Below are 15076 nucleotides of genomic sequence, written 5' to 3'. Positions count from 1 at the left end.
AATTGAGCGCAAAGACGGCCCTACGTCTCTGATTTTCTCTCGTCAGAACCTTGCCCAGCAAGAGCGTGACGCAGCACAAGTTGCTGACATTGCGAAAGGCGGTTACATCCTGAAAGACAGCGATGGCAAGCCTGAGCTTATCCTGATTGCGACGGGTTCAGAAGTGGAGCTGACTGTTGAAGCAGCAGCGAAACTGACTGAAGCGGGCAAGAAAGTACGCGTCGTATCTATGCCTTCTACGGATGCATTCGACAAGCAAAACGCAGCTTACCGTGAATCGGTACTGCCATCAGACGTGACGGCGCGTATCGCTGTTGAAGCGGGCATCGCTGACTTCTGGTACAAGTACGTAGGTTTCGATGGTCGCATCATCGGTATGACAACATTCGGTGAATCTGCACCTGCAGGCGAGCTGTTCAAGATGTTTGGCTTCACCGTAGAAAACGTGGTTGAGACAGCTAACGAACTGCTGGCTTAACCGAGTAGCCTCAAAGACAAAACCGAGCCAGTGGCTCGGTTTTTTTTATCACTCGAATTCGTTTCCGCGATTGTCCAGCGATTTGGTGTTACACGCTTTACAGGTGACGTAGCGATTCATATCGTGGTACTCGCCTGCGTTTATCCATGAATGGAGAAACAGCTTTATTCTGCCGGATAAAGAGTAGTCGGTATCGTAGCGGCTTGGCTTACGTACCATCATTTCTTTGTGGCTGGTGGTCGTCCTACAGGTATCACAATACTGTTCGGCTGGCCATTCTGTCATGTGCGTGTCCTTTTGGTGAAAAAATGATTTTAGAAAGCGCCAAAAGTTGCACGTGATTAATGTACTAGAATAAGTTTCTAATGTTCAAAGGGTTAGATGATTTGATGCGAGTGACTTCATGTTTTTAACTTGTTGCTTTGCAGGTTCCAAGTAAGTCAAAACTGAATCCTATCATTTGTGCCATTCACAGCAAGGCATCAGGTGCGGTTTTGGGGCGATGAAAGCAGGTTCAGACAAAGGTTAACCTCAGTTAGCTTGTGAAGTTTTAGTAATATCAGTTACTATCTGTTCCACGCAATTTATGTGAGGACAGCGGTGATGCTAAAAGTCGCGATCAACGGATTTGGTCGAATTGGACGCAATGTTTTGCGTGCAGTCTATGAAAGCAATAAGAACCAGCAGATCAAAGTGGTTGCGGTGAATGAACTGGCTCAGCCTGAAGCCATGGCACACCTACTTCAATACGACACTTCTCACGGTCGGTTTTTCAAAAAAGTTTCTCACGATCAAGAGCATCTGTTTATTCATCACGAAAGTGGTGAACATGACTCTATTAGAATCCTACACCTGGAAGACATCAACTTATTACCATGGCGTGATCTTGAGGTCGATGTCGTGCTTGACTGTACTGGCGTATATGGTTCTCAGGAAGATGGCCAGAAGCACATTGCAGCAGGTGCTAAAAAAGTGCTGTTTTCACATCCGGGTGCAAGTGATTTAGACAACACCATTATCTATGGAGTGAACCACGAATCTCTCGTGGCAGAACACAATGTGGTTTCGAATGGTTCTTGTACCACGAATTGTATTGTTCCAATTATCAAAGTGTTAGATGAAGCCTTTGGTATAGACTCTGGCACCATTACGACCATTCACTCTTCTATGAATGACCAGCAGGTCATTGATGCATACCACTCGGACCTACGTCGTACACGGGCTGCGAGCCAATCTATCATTCCTGTCGATACTAAGTTACATTTGGGAATCGAACGTATATTTCCGAAATTTTCCAACAAATTTGAAGCAATTTCGGTGCGTGTTCCCACAGTAAACGTCACCGCAATGGATTTAAGTGTAACAATAAATACGAATGTGAAAGTTAATGACGTAAATCAAACCATTATTAACGCATCTCGGTGTACATTACACAACATTGTTGACTATACTGAGGCGCCGTTAGTTTCCATCGACTTTAATCACGACTCCCACAGTGCCATTGTAGACGGCTCACAAACGCGTGTGAGCAACGGACATCTTGTGAAGATGCTGGTGTGGTGTGATAACGAATGGGGTTTCGCTAACAGGATGCTTGATACGGCGTTGACCATGCACAAATTGGGCTATACAACGCAGTAAAAGTTTTAATTTTGGGGCTTGAAATAAATGCAATTCGCCCCAATTTATGCAAGCAGTTTTAGAATTTATTGGCTTAGCAAGAAGCTGAGCTTTCAGACTTTATAAATTGAACGTTGAGAGGACAAATCATGTCTGTAATCAAGATGACTGACCTGGAACTAGCAGGTAAACGTGTATTCATCCGTGCTGACCTAAACGTACCGGTAAAAGAAGGCAAAGTGACTTCTGATGCACGTATCCTTGCTTCTCTGCCTACTATCAAGCACTGCCTAGAAGCAGGCGCGAAAGTAATGGTGACTTCTCACCTAGGTCGTCCAACTGAAGGTGAATACGCTGAAGAGTTCTCTCTACAACCTGTAGTTAACTACCTGAACGACGCACTAGATTGCGACGTGAAACTGGCAAAAGATTACCTTGACGGTCTTGAGCTAAACACTGGTGAGCTAGTTGTTCTGGAAAACGTTCGCTTCAACAAAGGCGAAAAGAAAAACGAAGAAGAACTGTCTAAGAAATACGCGGCACTTTGTGACATCTTCGTAATGGATGCATTTGGTACAGCTCACCGTGCACAAGCGTCTACTCACGGTGTTGGCATGAACGCGCCAATCGCATGTGCGGGTCCTCTTCTTGCGGCTGAACTAGAAGCACTAGGTAAAGCGATGGATAACCCAGAGCGTCCTCTGGTTGCTATCGTTGGCGGTTCTAAAGTTTCTACTAAGCTGACTGTTCTTGAGTCTCTGTCTAAAGTTGCAGACCAACTTGTTGTTGGTGGCGGTATCGCAAACACCTTTATCGCAGCTGATGGTCACAACGTAGGTAAGTCTCTATACGAAGCAGACCTGGTTGAAACTGCACAGAAACTAATGAAAGAGTGTTCTATCCCAGTTGCGACTGACGTGGCATGTGCAAAAGCGTTTGACGAAAATGCAGAAGCGGAAATCAAGCCAGTTTCAGAAGTAGCTGATGACGACATGATCTTCGACTTGGGTCCTGACTCAACAGCTGCTCTTGCTGAAATCATCGGTAACGCGAAAACCATCCTTTGGAACGGTCCTGTTGGCGTATTTGAATTTAAGAACTTCGAAGCGGGTACAGCGGGTATCTCTAAAGCAATCGCTGAATCTGCAGGTTTCTCTGTAGCAGGTGGCGGTGACACACTAGCTGCTATCGACAAGTTCGGTATCAAGGGCGACGTTTCTTACATCTCTACAGGTGGCGGTGCGTTCCTTGAGTTCGTTGAAGGCAAAGTTCTGCCTGCAGTAGCGATGCTAGAAGAGCGCGCTAAGTAAAGAATTATCGAGAGCGGGGGAGCATTCTCCCGCTTTCTTGTTTGCTGCATGCCGAATGGTTCTCTGTTAGAATACCCCGCGTTGTGAGCAAACGTTTGCAAGAATTTAAACTTACCCAGTTTTATTTTTAAAACGACAGATAAATAGGATTACATCCATGTCTAAGATCTTCGACTTCGTAAAACCAGGTGTTATTACTGGTGATGACGTTCAGAAAGTTTTTGAAGTTGCTAAAGAAAACAACTTTGCACTTCCAGCGGTTAACTGTGTTGGTACTGACTCTGTAAACGCAGTACTAGAAGCAGCAGCTAAAGTTAAAGCGCCTGTTATCGTTCAATTCTCGAACGGCGGTGCTGCTTTCTTCGCTGGTAAAGGCGTAAAACTTGAAGGTCAAGGTGCTCAAATCCTTGGTGCTGTTGCTGGTGCGAAATACGTGCACGCTGTAGCTGAAGCTTACGGTGTACCAGTAATCCTACACACTGACCACGCTGCTAAGAAACTGCTTCCATGGATCGACGGTCTACTGGACGCTGGTGAAGAGTTCTACGAGCAAACTGGTAAGCCTCTATTCTCTTCTCACATGATTGACCTTTCTGAAGAGTCTCTAGAAGAGAACATCGAAATCTCTGCTAAGTACCTAGAGCGCATGGCTAAGTTAGACATGACTCTAGAAATCGAACTAGGTTGTACTGGTGGTGAAGAAGACGGCGTAGACAACTCTCACATGGACGCGTCTGAGCTTTACACTTCTCCAGAAGACGTAGCGTACGCTTACGAGAAACTGAACGCTATCAGCCCACGTTTCACTATCGCTGCATCTTTCGGTAACGTACACGGTGTATACAAGCCAGGTAACGTTGTACTGACTCCAACTATCCTACGTGATTCTCAAGCTTACTGTGCAGAGAAGTTTGGTATTGCTCCAAACGCTCTAAACTTCGTATTCCACGGTGGTTCTGGTTCTTCTCAAGAAGAAATCCAAGAGTCAATCGGCTACGGTGTTATCAAAATGAACATCGATACTGATACTCAGTGGGCAACTTGGGACGGTATCCGCGCGTACGAAGCAGAAAACCGCGACTACCTACAAGGTCAAATCGGTAACCCAACGGGCGAAGATGCACCTAACAAGAAGTACTACGACCCACGTGTATGGCTACGTGCAGCACAAACTTCAATGGTTACTCGTCTAGAGCAGGCATTTAAAGACCTTAACGCTGTAGACGTGCTATAAGATAGCCATTTACATACTTCAAAAACCCGCTTTCGAGCGGGTTTTTTTATGCTTGCGATCTTGGTAAAGCCAGCTAAAGTTGATGAGGGTTTATCTGTAGGGTTGCATAAGTCTTTCTTAAAAAGACCAAATTTTTAAGCTGCTGTCTCAATATTAACGAGACTATGACTTTTCATACGTTCAATTGTAAGATATTTTGTCGAAATTCTGTCGCAGAGACGTCGTTCCCTAAATTAGCAGTTCATAGCTGACGGGGAATGAAACACAACAAATCAAAATAAAACCTAGAGGTAAATAGGAATGGCAAGCGAACCATCAGTGGTTGATAACTTAAACTTAGCAGGAGGAGTCAGTGAAATGGAATCTTGGCTGACAAATAACTCGGATCTGATCATTCAGTACGGTGTGAATATTCTTTCAGCAGTTCTGATACTGTTTATCGGTAACATCATTGTTAAAGCAATCGCAAACAGCGTTGCTAAGGTAATGAAGAAGAAGAACATGGATAAAGCGGTAGTGGAGTTTATCCACGCGCTGGTTCGTTACCTGTTGTTCGTTATCGTTCTTATTGCGGCGTTAGGTCGCCTTGGCGTACAAACCGCTTCAGTTGTTGCTGTTATCGGTGCGGCTGGTTTGGCCGTTGGTCTTGCACTTCAGGGCTCATTGTCTAACTTTGCTGCGGGTGTGCTTATTGTGGCGTTCCGTCCATTCAAATCGGGCGATTACGTTGAAATTGGCGGTGTATCTGGTTCTGTTGATTCCATTCAGATTTTCCAAACCGTTCTTACTACACCAGACAACAAGATGGTTGTAGTGCCTAATGGTGGTGTTATTGGTGGTCCAATCACAAACTACTCTCGCCATCAGACACGTCGTATCGACCACGTTATTGGTGTTTCTTACGGTTCTGACCTGAAGAAAACCAAAGAGATCATTGCTGATACTCTGGCAAAAGATGAGCGTATTCTGAAAGAACCAGGTGTGACTATTGGTGTGGTTGCGCTGGCTGACTCTTCAGTTAACTTTGTGGTTCGTCCATGGGTGAAAACCGCAGACTACTGGAATGTTTACTTCGATTCTCTGCAAGCAATCAAAGAAGCTCTTGATGAAGCTGGCATCGAAATTCCATTCCCACAAATGGATGTAAACCTAAACAAAGCCGACTAATTGTCGAACTCAATTTTAGGGGTACTCGAAAACTAAAAAAGCGCTTAACGAAAGTTAAGCGCTTTTTTGATTTCAGAGCGTGCGATTCGCGTGCTGTTAAACCATGTATTGTTGCCACAAACCTTTAGCAAGAATAAAGGCGATGGTAAACATCATAGCCGCGACGCCAATATCAATGCCTTTTTTCACCTTAGGCTTTGATAGCGTCGGTCCCAATTTGGCTGCACCCATCGATAAACTGTAGAACCAGGCAAATGACGCCAGAATAGTACCAATGGCGAAAGCAATGCGGTCGTGCCCTTCATATTGCCCACCGATGGAGCCCAGAATTACAACCGTATCCAGATACAAGTGCGGGTTTAAAACAGTTACCGCCAGCGCGCCTAAAACGACAGCACGTTTTCCGCGAGCCGTAATTTGTGCGGTGGATTCTTTTTTCTCAGCAGGTGCAAATGCGCTCTTCAGGGACATCAAACCATAGATCGTCAGGAAAGCGATACCACCAAGAGTGACAGAAGTCAGCAGTACTTCATTTTGTGACAGAATGGCGCCGCCGCCAAAAATACCCAGCGAGATAAAAAAGACATCCAGCAAACTGCAAATTGTCGCTGTTGTCAGGTGATGATTACGTTTAATGCCTTGGTTTAGTACGTAGGCATTTTGCGCACCGATAGGAATGATCATCGTTGCTCCCAACCCAAAACCTTGTAATAACACCCAGAAGTTCACAGCTTTACCCTTACCAAAAAATAGAAATATCAAAAATGAGTGGCGAGGATAATTGTTTGCGCAAAATAAATTAAGCTAATAATTTTAATGATAGATAAGTTAGACTTATGTAGTGAAGAGGACCAGGAGAAAAAGTGATGCGCGGATTAGATTATCGATGGATTGAGGCACTGGACTGTGTGATTACTCAGCGCGGATTTGATAGAGCCGCTGAACAGCTTTGTATTTCTCAGTCTGCGGTATCACAGCGAATTAAACAACTTGAGAAATGGCTAGCGCAGCCAGTATTGGTTCGTGAGCAGCCGCCCAGAGCGACTCAGGCTGGCAAGAAGTTGTTGGGTCTCTACAGGCGGGTCTGTCTGCTTGAAGAAGAGCTGCTGCCCGAACTTAGTACCGAAAACAGTGAGCGTCCCTTGTCTGTGGCGTTAGCAACGAATGCCGATAGCCTGGCAACTTGGTTACTGCCAAGTCTTTCTCCTTTGCTCAGGCAAAAGCGTGTGGAACTGAATTTGGTGGTGGATGATGAGGGGAGAACCATAGACAAGTTGCGAAGTGGGGAAGTGGTCGGAGCCATCAGCTTGGAAGCTCAGCCTATTCCCGGTTGTGATGCCGATTATCTGGGACGTGTCGATTATCTTTGTGTCGCAAGCCCAGAATTCTGCGCACTATATTTTCCAGAAGGCGTAAATCGCGAAGCGTTAAAACGTGCCCCCGCCGTTGCTTTTGATCAGCATGACGACATGCACGAGCGATTTGTTCACCAGCACTTTAATTTGCCTACGGGTAGCGTGTTAAAGCACACAGTCCGAAGCTCAGAGGCATTTGTTAAGTTAGCGTTGAGTGGCGTAGCGTATTGCTTAATTCCAAGGCAGCAAATTGAAGCCGAATTAGAGAAAGGTGTGCTGATAGACATTACGCCTGGGTTCTTTCTGTCTCACAGAATGTACTGGCATCACTGGCAATTAGAGAGTGGGGTGTTAAAAGAAGTGTCTCAATCGATCATTGACTATGCGCGTACGCATTTGCCTCAGTAAAGTTTGTGTCAATTATGATTCAGAGTGGAATCAAATTAACACTTGTGCGTCTATTATAGCGAAGCAACCGAGGAGAACGGCATGAAAAAACTATCGATGATCGGCGTATTGTTGATGGGCGTGATAATGACACCCGTTAACGCAGAAGAGCTCTCTTTCCCGCATATTTCTACATCGGGATACGGAGAAGTGACGGCAGTCCCTGATATGGCAGAATTTACCGTTCAGGTAGTGGAAACCATGATGACCGCGGAGCAGGCGAAGCAAGCAGTAGATAAGGCAGTCAGCTCGTTTGTTGAGCGTCTAACTCAGGCAGGTGTGAAGCGAGACAACATTTCCAGCACTAACCTCTATCTGGCACCTCAATATCACTATCCCAAAAGCGGTAAAGTGGAGTTGGTGGGTTATCAGGCGTCGCGCAGTGTGACGGTTACTGTTGAGGTGTTGGAGAACCTCAACAGCTACCTAGATGGCGCTTTGGGCGATGGAATTAACCGTGTCGATGATATTCAGCTCAAAGTAAAAGATGAGTCTAAGTATCAGCAGCAAGCCCGTTTAGCTGCGATAAAAGATGCCAATGATAAAGCGCGCTCACTGGCAGAAGGTTTTGAACTTGATGTCGATAGCGTCTGGCGAATCAGTTACAACAACAGTTCTCATAGCCCGGCTTTGATGCGCAGCATGGCATTGGGTGCCGAGAAAGCGTCTAACAGTTATCAGGATTCCAGTATTGTCATTCGTGACAGAGTGGACGTGGTATACAAGCTTAAAGACTGAACTGACGTCTTTAAGTGAATCGAGTGAGATAGAAACGGGGACGCATCAAGCGTCCCCGTTTAGTTATATACGAGTTGAATTAGTGAAGAATGCGGGCACGGATTGTGCCTTCAATGCTCTTCAGCTTTTTCAGAGCTTCTTCTGAACGATCAGATTCAACATCAATAACTACATAACCCATTTCTGAGTTGGTTTGTAGATACTGACCTACGATGTTGATGCCTTCTTCAGCGAAGATGGTGTTAATCTGAGTCAGGATACCCGGGCGGTTCTCGTGGATGTGAAGCAGACGAGATGCGTCCAGATGTTCAGGAAGTGATACCTCAGGGAAGTTCACACTTGATAGTGTCGAACCGTTGTCTGAGTATTTCGCCAGCTTACCTGCCACTTCCACACCGATGTTTTCCTGCGCTTCCTGAGTCGAACCACCAACGTGTGGTGTCAGAATACAGTTATCGAACTGAATAAGTGGAGATTCGAACGGGTCAGCGTTAGTTTTCGGCTCAACAGGGAATACGTCGATGGCCGCACCTGAAAGATGACCCGTATCCAGAGCTGAAGCCAAGGCTGGAATGTCTACTACCGTACCACGAGCGGCGTTGATAAAGATTGAACCTGGCTTCATGCGAGCAAATTCCGCTTCACCCATCATGTTCTTAGTACCATCTGTTTCTGGTACATGCAGAGTAATCACGTCACACTTGTTCAGCAGTTCACTCATTGTGTGAACTTGGGTTGCGTTACCCAAAGACAGCTTGTTTTCAATGTCGTAGAAGTAAACGCGCATACCCAGGTTTTCAGCAATGATACCTAGCTGAGTACCAATGTGCCCGTAACCAATAATACCAAGACGCTTACCACGAGCTTCGTAAGAGCTGTCTGCACTCTTCTTCCAGATACCGCGGTGAGCAAGAGCATTCTTCTCTGGAATACCACGAAGTAGAAGCAAAATCTGACCAAGCACAAGCTCCGCAACACTACGCGTGTTGGAGAATGGGGCATTAAATACTGGAATACCGCGTTTTGCAGCCGCTTTTAGATCAACCTGGTTTGTACCAATACAGAAACAGCCAACTGCTACTAGCTTTTCAGCAGCCTGAAAAACCTTTTCTGACAGGTTAGTACGGGAACGGATACCAATGAAATGTACATCTTTTACTGCTTCGAGTAAGTCTTCTTCGGCAAGAGAACCTTTGATGTATTCAATGTTGGAGTATCCAGCCGCTTGGAATACTTCTACAGAAGAAGGGTGAAGACCTTCAAGGAGGAGAATTTTAATCTTATCTTTTTGCAGTGAAACTTTGGCCATTGATTATCGTCCTTAAACTTCGGGCTAAAAGCGATACACAGAGGAGAGACGCAAACGTTTTCCTTATGTATGTATTGAACAATAAAGTAACAAAAAATATTCGCTTTGGGTAAGAAAATTACGGAATAAGGAATAATTTCTTCTATGAAAAGAAACAAAAACGGCACCTTTTGGTGCCGTTTGTAATCAAATGACGGAAATGCATGATTGAAGGCGCATAAAAATGCAAATATCTCCAATCAAAGTATGCACTTTTACTCTTCGATTTTAGCACCGTCCGGAGTGCCAGTGATAACAATATCAGCACCGCGATGGGCGAACAGACCTACGGTGACGACACCTGCAATGCTGTTGATTTTATCTTCCATTTCTTTCGGATTTTGTATTTTCATACCGTATACATCCAAAATCACGTTACCGTTGTCAGTAAGTACACCTTCTCGGTAAACCGGATCGCCACCCAACTTCAACAATTCGCGAGCTACGTATGAACGTGCCATTGGAATCACTTCAACAGGTAATGGGAATTCGCCTAGAGTATCAACCGCTTTCGTACCGTCGACGATGCAAATGAATTTTTTCGAGATGGCTGCGACAATCTTCTCACGTGTTAGCGCCGCGCCACCACCTTTGATCATTTCGCGGTTTGGGTTGATTTCGTCTGCGCCGTCGACATAAATGTCCAGCTCAAAAACGTCATTACATTCAAAAACTTCGATTTCGAGTTCTTTCAGGCGCTGGGTAGACGCTTCTGAAGAAGATACAGCACCTTTGATTTCTTCTCTGATTGTGCCTAGCGCATCGATGAAGTGATTAACGGTCGAACCAGTACCAACACCGACAATACTGCCTTTTTCAACATACTTAAGTGCTGCCCAGCCCGCGGCTTTTTTCATTTCATCTTGAGTCATGCCTATCTCCAGAATTTAGTGAACTAATGAAATCCGCGCGATTATATACTCATTCCAACGCGATATGCAGTGATCAGCACGAATATATTGTCTTTTTGATCATTTAAATTTCAAAGCTTAATTCTGGTGCCATTGCCAGGTTTTATCGGGTGTGATGATGGTTTGAAGAGGAACGTCCCACGCCTCAGCAGGAAGGGCATCAACCTGCTGGCAGTTATGTGCCAAACCAATAGCATGGCTACCGGATGCAGACTGCCACGTCGATAAGGTCCGATCATAATAACCACCTCCCATGCCTAGACGTTGCCCACTATCGTCAAAGGCAACGAGCGGCGTGAAAATCACGTCTATTTGAGAGGCAGGAATAATGTCCTGAGTTCTGAGTTTTGGTTCATCAATATTGTACTGATTTGGCACCATAATGGTTGTTGGCGTGTATTCTAAAAATAAAAGGTGACCATTTGAGAAAGGGTGGATAACTGGCAGACAGACGGTTTTATTTTGCTGCCAATACCACTCAATGACGGGCGATAAATCCAGCTCACCGTCAACGGCAAGGTATAAAGCGACAGTGTTGGCTGATGTTGCCATCGGAAGCTGTTGGAATTGAATCAAAAGATCATCAGAGGCGCGTTGTTGTTCTTGTGCCGAAAGGCTACGTCTTTTCTGACGGATTTCTTTGCGTATGGTTTGTCTTTGCTTCGCAGATTCAGCGGAAAGAGAGAAGTTTTGCATTGAGGAACCCCAGGGTGCCGTTGAGGATTGTGGCCCTTGAACCAGCTGGTTCAAGGCGGATCAGCAATGGTAACCGTAGGCTTCTCGGTTCGAGCCGAGCTTGCTCAATAGCTATCAAGTACTAACCCTTAAGTATTGCTTATCGGCTCAGGGACTTAAATCCGCTGACGCACACCCCAGGGTAAAATCGTTATTCGCGTCCTAGCTGTTTGAGCGCACCGTCTAGTGACGCCGAGAGCAGTTCCATTCGCTCTGTAATTTCGCTGGCTTGACCTTGCTTTTCCTGATTGGAGAGCTGAAGTTCGTAACAGATGTTCAATGCAGCAATAGTGAGAAGTTTTTCTGTATTGGTTACCTTAGTTCTTTCCGCCATTTCATTCAATCGCGTATTCAGATCTTCAGCGGCTTTAAGCAAGGACTCTTCTTGCCCCGGAGGACAATTCACTCGCGTCAGCTTTCCCAGAATTTCAACTTCAACTGCCTGATTACTCATTACGGTACACTCTCGACCAAACCAAAAACAGAGCGCGACTGAACGCGTCTGTCAGGGAGGAAACTATAGGTAAAGCGACTATAAGATTCAAGCCTTTCCATGATCGTTTCCCCAGATTGCGGGACTAACTACACACGAAATCGTCAATTTGGTGACTGGATGTCCAGATACCTGACGCTTTACATTTTCGCTCAGCAGCTTAAGTGATACGATTAGCCCAATTAACTTAATTATAGCGAATACTTTATGAGTGACGTGACCCATCCAACCTATCAACAACTCACCAATGAGCTCAAGTCGGCACAACTGGCGGTTTCTCCTGCGGAATTGCACGGTTTGTTAACAGGTATGCTAAGTGGTGGGTTAACGGCGAATGACAATAGCTGGCAACCGCTTCTTTTTGATTACACAAACGACGGTATGGGCTGGCCAATCAGTACGGTTGGTACAGCTGAAAACCTTCTAAAAGCAACCTTGAAAGAGCTTGCTGCTAATCAGTTTGAACTCACTTTACTGCTCGCTGATCAAGAGGGTGACTTGTTTGCTACAGCGGACGGTCTATCTGATTGGATCAACCATTTCATCTCTGGTTTTGGTTTAGCAAATCAGGCTTTGCAAAAAGTTCCTACAGACGTAAAAGAAGCGCTGGGCGATTTGGAAGAGATCTCCAAGCTTGGTATTGATGAAGAAGACGACTTGAATGAGCAAGCTATTTTGCTGGAACAGGTGATTGAACACGTCAAAGCATGTGTATTGACCGTTCACGCTGAATTTGGCGTAAAACCGAGTGAAGTGAAAAAGCCGACGATCCACTAACCGGAATTAGTTATGAAGCAGTATGATGTTGTTATCGCTGGTGGAGCCATGGCGGGAGCCACTCTGGCTCTGGCATTGGAGCAACACAGCGATTCATCTTTGTCGATTGCTGTTATTGAGCCCTATAAAGTCGAGCATACCAGCCATCCTGGTTACGATGCGCGCTCTATTGCCTTGTCCCATGGCACCTCACTTTTACTTGAAAAGATGAGCCTGTGGGAACAGGTACGTCCTCAGGCGACCCTGATCGAACATATTCATGTTTCTGACCGTAGCCATGCGGGTATCGCGAACATTGACAAAAGCGACGTTAGCCTCCCTGCTTTAGGGTATGTGGTTGAATTAGCTGATGTTGGTCGTATTTATCAGTCAAGGCTAGATGCCGCTCCAAATGTAGATTTCTTATGCCCTGAATCGGTCAAAGCTGTCGAAAGGCACACCGAAAGGGTCATCATTACACTGGCATCTGGTGAAAACATTGAAGCCAAACTGTTGGTTGCGGCTGATGGTGCTTTGTCGCCGTCGGCACAAAGTTTGAACTTGCCGCTCAGCGAGCACGATTTTGAACAGGTGGCTTTGATCGCTAACATCAGCTTGTCGCAACCACATCAGGGGCAGGCATTTGAGCGATTCACTGACTCGGGGCCGCTCGCTTTGTTACCTATGTCCGACAATCGGATGTCATTAGTCTGGTGTCTCAGACCAGACAAGGTCGAAGAAGTATTGAGCATGCCTGATAACGCGTTTCTTACTGCGTTGCAAAAAAGCTTTGGCTGGCGACTTGGCGAATTTACCAAAGTGGGGGAGAGGGCGTCGTACCCGTTGTTGATGCGGTCTCGTGATCAAATCATATCCCATCGCTTTGCTGCTGTCGGCAATGCTGCCCAGACACTTCACCCAATCGCAGGACAAGGTTTTAACCTCGGTATCCGTGATGTGGCATCACTGGCTGAACAAATCACCAAACATTTGGAAGACCCAGGTCACTACTCGGTGCTGAGCGCTTATCGGACCCGACGCGAACAAGACAGAAACAAAACCATGGATCTGACTTCCGGGCTGGTTCACTTGTTTTCTAACGACTACGTGCCGATGCGTGTCGGTCGCAATCTAGGATTAATGGCATTTGAAGCCTCAGGGGCGGCAAAAGCATCTTTGCTCGCCAGAGCGCTAGGAATGGTAGAAAGATAATGATGCAAAGTTTTGATATCACCATCATTGGTGGTGGCATGGTCGGCCTATCAGTTGCCGCGCTGTTGCAGGATACAGATTTAAGAATCGCCGTCATTGAAGGTCGATTGCCAGATACCAAGCTATATGATTTGCCGGATGTGCGCGTTTCCGCTTTAAGCAGGGCGAGTGAAAACATTTTAAGAAATGTTGGAGCATGGCAGGGTATTGAAAACCGACGTGCTGCGCCTTACGAAGCGATGAATGTATGGGAACAGGATAGCTTTGCCAAGATTGAGTTTGATGCCGCTGATATTTATCAGAAAAACTTAGGGCACATCGTTGAAAACCGCGTCATTCAACTTGCTCTGCTAGAGCAGGTTGAAAAACAGGATAACGTTACTCTGTTTGCCCCTGAACGTTGTAAAGACGTGGTGCTGGGTGAGAGCGAAGCTTGGGTCACCTTAGAGTCAGGAAGCTCACTGACCACCAAGTTACTGGTAGGAGCGGATGGCGCGAATTCCTGGTTGAGAAACAAAATCGACATTCCGCTGACGCATTGGGATTATGGTCATTCAGCCATCGTTGCCAATATTCGCACAGCAGAGCCACATCAAGGGGTAGCGAGGCAGGTTTTCACGCCCGATGGACCTTTGGCGTTCCTTCCTTTAGGGGAAGCCAATTTATGTTCGATCGTGTGGTCTATCGACCCACTCAAAGCCGAATTGCTGGTGGACATGGCGGAAGAAGAGTTCAACAAAGCTCTAACCAGTGCATTCGATGGCAAGCTTGGCTTATGTCAGGTAGAAGGTGAGCGTCAGGCTTATCCACTTAAAATGCGTTACGCTCGCGACTTTGTACGTGATCGAATTGTTCTGGTTGGCGATGCTGCACACACCATTCACCCGCTTGCTGGTCAGGGAGTGAACCTGGGTTTACTCGACGCTGCTAGCCTGGTGCAGGAGATCATGCAGCTATGGCAAAAGGGCGAAGATATTGGACTGAAACGCAACCTTCGACCGTTCGAGCGATGGAGAAAAGCAGAAGCCGCAAAAATGATTGCAGCGATGCAAGGGTTTAAAGAGCTATTTTCTGGTGACAATCCGCTTAAGAAGTTTGTCCGTGGAGTGGGGCTGTCTGTGAGTAATGCGGTTCCGGTTGTCAAAAATGAACTGATACAACACGCCATGGGAATGAAAGGGCACTTGCCTGAAGCGACTAAGCTTAAAAAATAACCTCACCAAGTTAAAGCAATGAAAAAGGGTCGGTAATCCGACCCTTTAAAATTCTCTG

At 46.0% G+C, this 15076-nt stretch carries 16 protein-coding genes and 1 other RNA gene; 10 read left to right on the top strand and 7 right to left on the bottom strand.

Annotated features, from left to right (window positions below; translation table 11 throughout):
* Positions 1 to 478: transketolase-like TK C-terminal-containing protein (locus RH89_RS09415; protein ID WP_038145398.1), on the top strand; the 478-nt coding region annotated here is incomplete at its 5' end.
* Between the two features lie 48 nt (positions 479 to 526).
* Here RH89_RS09415 and RH89_RS09410 read toward each other — a convergent pair.
* On the bottom strand, positions 527 to 763 hold the full coding sequence (locus tag RH89_RS09410) for a hypothetical protein (protein ID WP_004401350.1): 237 nt from the start codon (positions 761 to 763) through the stop codon (positions 527 to 529).
* A 318-nt stretch (positions 764 to 1081) separates the two neighbouring features.
* Here RH89_RS09410 and epd point away from each other — a divergent pair, with 318 nt between their 5' ends.
* The 4 genes from epd to mscS all read left to right on the top strand — a co-directional run bounded on the left by epd (position 1082) and on the right by mscS (position 5809).
* Complete coding sequence (epd, locus tag RH89_RS09405) at positions 1082 to 2119, top strand: erythrose-4-phosphate dehydrogenase (protein ID WP_004401349.1); 1038 nt, start codon at positions 1082 to 1084, stop codon at positions 2117 to 2119.
* Positions 2120 to 2247: 128 nt separating this feature from the next.
* Positions 2248 to 3408 carry a phosphoglycerate kinase gene (locus RH89_RS09400; RefSeq protein WP_004401348.1) on the top strand — a complete coding sequence of 387 codons (1161 nt, stop codon included), beginning with the start codon at positions 2248 to 2250 and terminating at the stop codon, positions 3406 to 3408.
* Between the two features lie 157 nt (positions 3409 to 3565).
* Positions 3566 to 4642 carry a class II fructose-bisphosphate aldolase gene (gene fbaA, locus RH89_RS09395; protein ID WP_004401347.1) on the top strand — a complete coding sequence of 359 codons (1077 nt, stop codon included), beginning with the start codon at positions 3566 to 3568 and terminating at the stop codon, positions 4640 to 4642.
* Positions 4643 to 4942: 300 nt separating this feature from the next.
* Positions 4943 to 5809 carry a small-conductance mechanosensitive channel MscS gene (mscS, locus tag RH89_RS09390; RefSeq protein ID WP_004401346.1) on the top strand — a complete coding sequence of 289 codons (867 nt, stop codon included), beginning with the start codon at positions 4943 to 4945 and terminating at the stop codon, positions 5807 to 5809.
* A gap of 96 nt (positions 5810 to 5905) precedes the next feature.
* On the opposite strand, the gene RH89_RS09385 is transcribed toward mscS, so the two are convergent.
* Positions 5906 to 6538, bottom strand: coding sequence for a LysE/ArgO family amino acid transporter (locus tag RH89_RS09385; protein WP_004401345.1), 633 nt, complete (start codon positions 6536 to 6538; stop codon positions 5906 to 5908).
* Positions 6539 to 6675: 137 nt separating this feature from the next.
* Here RH89_RS09385 and RH89_RS09380 point away from each other — a divergent pair, with 137 nt between their 5' ends.
* Positions 6676 to 7572 carry a LysR family transcriptional regulator ArgP gene (locus tag RH89_RS09380; protein WP_004401344.1) on the top strand — a complete coding sequence of 299 codons (897 nt, stop codon included), beginning with the start codon at positions 6676 to 6678 and terminating at the stop codon, positions 7570 to 7572.
* A gap of 81 nt (positions 7573 to 7653) precedes the next feature.
* Entirely contained in the window at positions 7654 to 8349 is a 696-nt protein-coding gene (locus RH89_RS09375; protein ID WP_004401343.1) for an oxidative stress defense protein, read from the top strand.
* A 79-nt stretch (positions 8350 to 8428) separates the two neighbouring features.
* Here the strand turns inward: RH89_RS09375 and serA are convergent, their stop codons facing one another.
* The 5 genes from serA to zapA form a co-directional block, all read right to left on the bottom strand.
* Positions 8429 to 9658, bottom strand: coding sequence for a phosphoglycerate dehydrogenase (gene serA / locus RH89_RS09370; protein ID WP_004401342.1), 1230 nt, complete (start codon positions 9656 to 9658; stop codon positions 8429 to 8431).
* 254 nt (positions 9659 to 9912) lie between these two features.
* The gene (rpiA, locus tag RH89_RS09365; RefSeq protein WP_004401341.1) at positions 9913 to 10569 is read right to left on the bottom strand and encodes a ribose-5-phosphate isomerase RpiA; all 657 of its coding nucleotides are present in this window, start codon (positions 10567 to 10569) and stop codon (positions 9913 to 9915) included.
* A gap of 117 nt (positions 10570 to 10686) precedes the next feature.
* A complete protein-coding gene (locus RH89_RS09360; protein ID WP_004401340.1) occupies positions 10687 to 11304 on the bottom strand; it encodes a 5-formyltetrahydrofolate cyclo-ligase in 618 nt (205 codons plus the stop codon).
* 2 nt (positions 11305 to 11306) lie between these two features.
* A non-coding RNA gene (ssrS, locus tag RH89_RS29175) (6S RNA) lies at positions 11307 to 11490 on the bottom strand.
* Positions 11491 to 11494: 4 nt separating this feature from the next.
* Positions 11495 to 11797: a cell division protein ZapA gene (gene zapA, locus RH89_RS09355; RefSeq protein ID WP_004401339.1), complete on the bottom strand. Its 303-nt coding sequence runs from the start codon at positions 11795 to 11797 to the stop codon at positions 11495 to 11497.
* 246 nt (positions 11798 to 12043) lie between these two features.
* Between zapA and RH89_RS09350 the strand changes: the two genes are divergently transcribed.
* Genes RH89_RS09350 through RH89_RS09340 form a run of 3 tightly spaced genes read left to right on the top strand, consistent with a single transcriptional unit; the run spans position 12044 to position 15018 of the window.
* On the top strand, positions 12044 to 12613 hold the full coding sequence (locus tag RH89_RS09350) for a YecA/YgfB family protein (protein ID WP_004401338.1): 570 nt from the start codon (positions 12044 to 12046) through the stop codon (positions 12611 to 12613).
* A 12-nt stretch (positions 12614 to 12625) separates the two neighbouring features.
* Complete coding sequence (gene ubiH / locus RH89_RS09345; RefSeq protein WP_004401337.1) at positions 12626 to 13804, top strand: 2-octaprenyl-6-methoxyphenyl hydroxylase; 1179 nt, start codon at positions 12626 to 12628, stop codon at positions 13802 to 13804.
* Complete coding sequence (locus RH89_RS09340) at positions 13804 to 15018, top strand: FAD-dependent 2-octaprenylphenol hydroxylase (RefSeq protein ID WP_004401336.1); 1215 nt, start codon at positions 13804 to 13806, stop codon at positions 15016 to 15018. Before ubiH ends, RH89_RS09340 begins: the two co-directional genes overlap by 1 nt.
* Positions 15019 to 15076 lie beyond the last annotated feature (58 nt).

Source organism: Vibrio nigripulchritudo ATCC 27043 (assembly GCF_000222685.1).
In the GTDB taxonomy this organism is placed as follows: Bacteria; Pseudomonadota; Gammaproteobacteria; order Enterobacterales; family Vibrionaceae; genus Vibrio; species Vibrio nigripulchritudo.
This window is presented reverse-complemented; position numbering and strand designations above follow the sequence as displayed.

Excerpts from the sequence above, each read along its gene's own strand:
- ubiH (WP_004401337.1), top strand. The coding sequence starts at position 12,626 with ATGAAGCAGTATGATGTTGTTATCGCTGGTGGAGCCATGGCGGGAGCC.
- serA (WP_004401342.1), bottom strand. The coding sequence starts at position 9,658 with ATGGCCAAAGTTTCACTGCAAAAAGATAAGATTAAAATTCTCCTCCTT.
- mscS (WP_004401346.1), top strand. The coding sequence starts at position 4,943 with ATGGCAAGCGAACCATCAGTGGTTGATAACTTAAACTTAGCAGGAGGA.
- RH89_RS09340 (WP_004401336.1), top strand. The coding sequence starts at position 13,804 with ATGATGCAAAGTTTTGATATCACCATCATTGGTGGTGGCATGGTCGGC.
- rpiA (WP_004401341.1), bottom strand. The coding sequence starts at position 10,569 with ATGACTCAAGATGAAATGAAAAAAGCCGCGGGCTGGGCAGCACTTAAG.
- fbaA (WP_004401347.1), top strand. The coding sequence starts at position 3,566 with ATGTCTAAGATCTTCGACTTCGTAAAACCAGGTGTTATTACTGGTGAT.
- zapA (WP_004401339.1), bottom strand. The coding sequence starts at position 11,797 with ATGAGTAATCAGGCAGTTGAAGTTGAAATTCTGGGAAAGCTGACGCGA.
- RH89_RS09410 (WP_004401350.1), bottom strand. The coding sequence starts at position 763 with ATGACAGAATGGCCAGCCGAACAGTATTGTGATACCTGTAGGACGACC.
- RH89_RS09360 (WP_004401340.1), bottom strand. The coding sequence starts at position 11,304 with ATGCAAAACTTCTCTCTTTCCGCTGAATCTGCGAAGCAAAGACAAACC.
- epd (WP_004401349.1), top strand. The coding sequence starts at position 1,082 with ATGCTAAAAGTCGCGATCAACGGATTTGGTCGAATTGGACGCAATGTT.
- RH89_RS09375 (WP_004401343.1), top strand. The coding sequence starts at position 7,654 with ATGAAAAAACTATCGATGATCGGCGTATTGTTGATGGGCGTGATAATG.
- RH89_RS09400 (WP_004401348.1), top strand. The coding sequence starts at position 2,248 with ATGTCTGTAATCAAGATGACTGACCTGGAACTAGCAGGTAAACGTGTA.
- RH89_RS09380 (WP_004401344.1), top strand. The coding sequence starts at position 6,676 with ATGCGCGGATTAGATTATCGATGGATTGAGGCACTGGACTGTGTGATT.
- RH89_RS09350 (WP_004401338.1), top strand. The coding sequence starts at position 12,044 with ATGAGTGACGTGACCCATCCAACCTATCAACAACTCACCAATGAGCTC.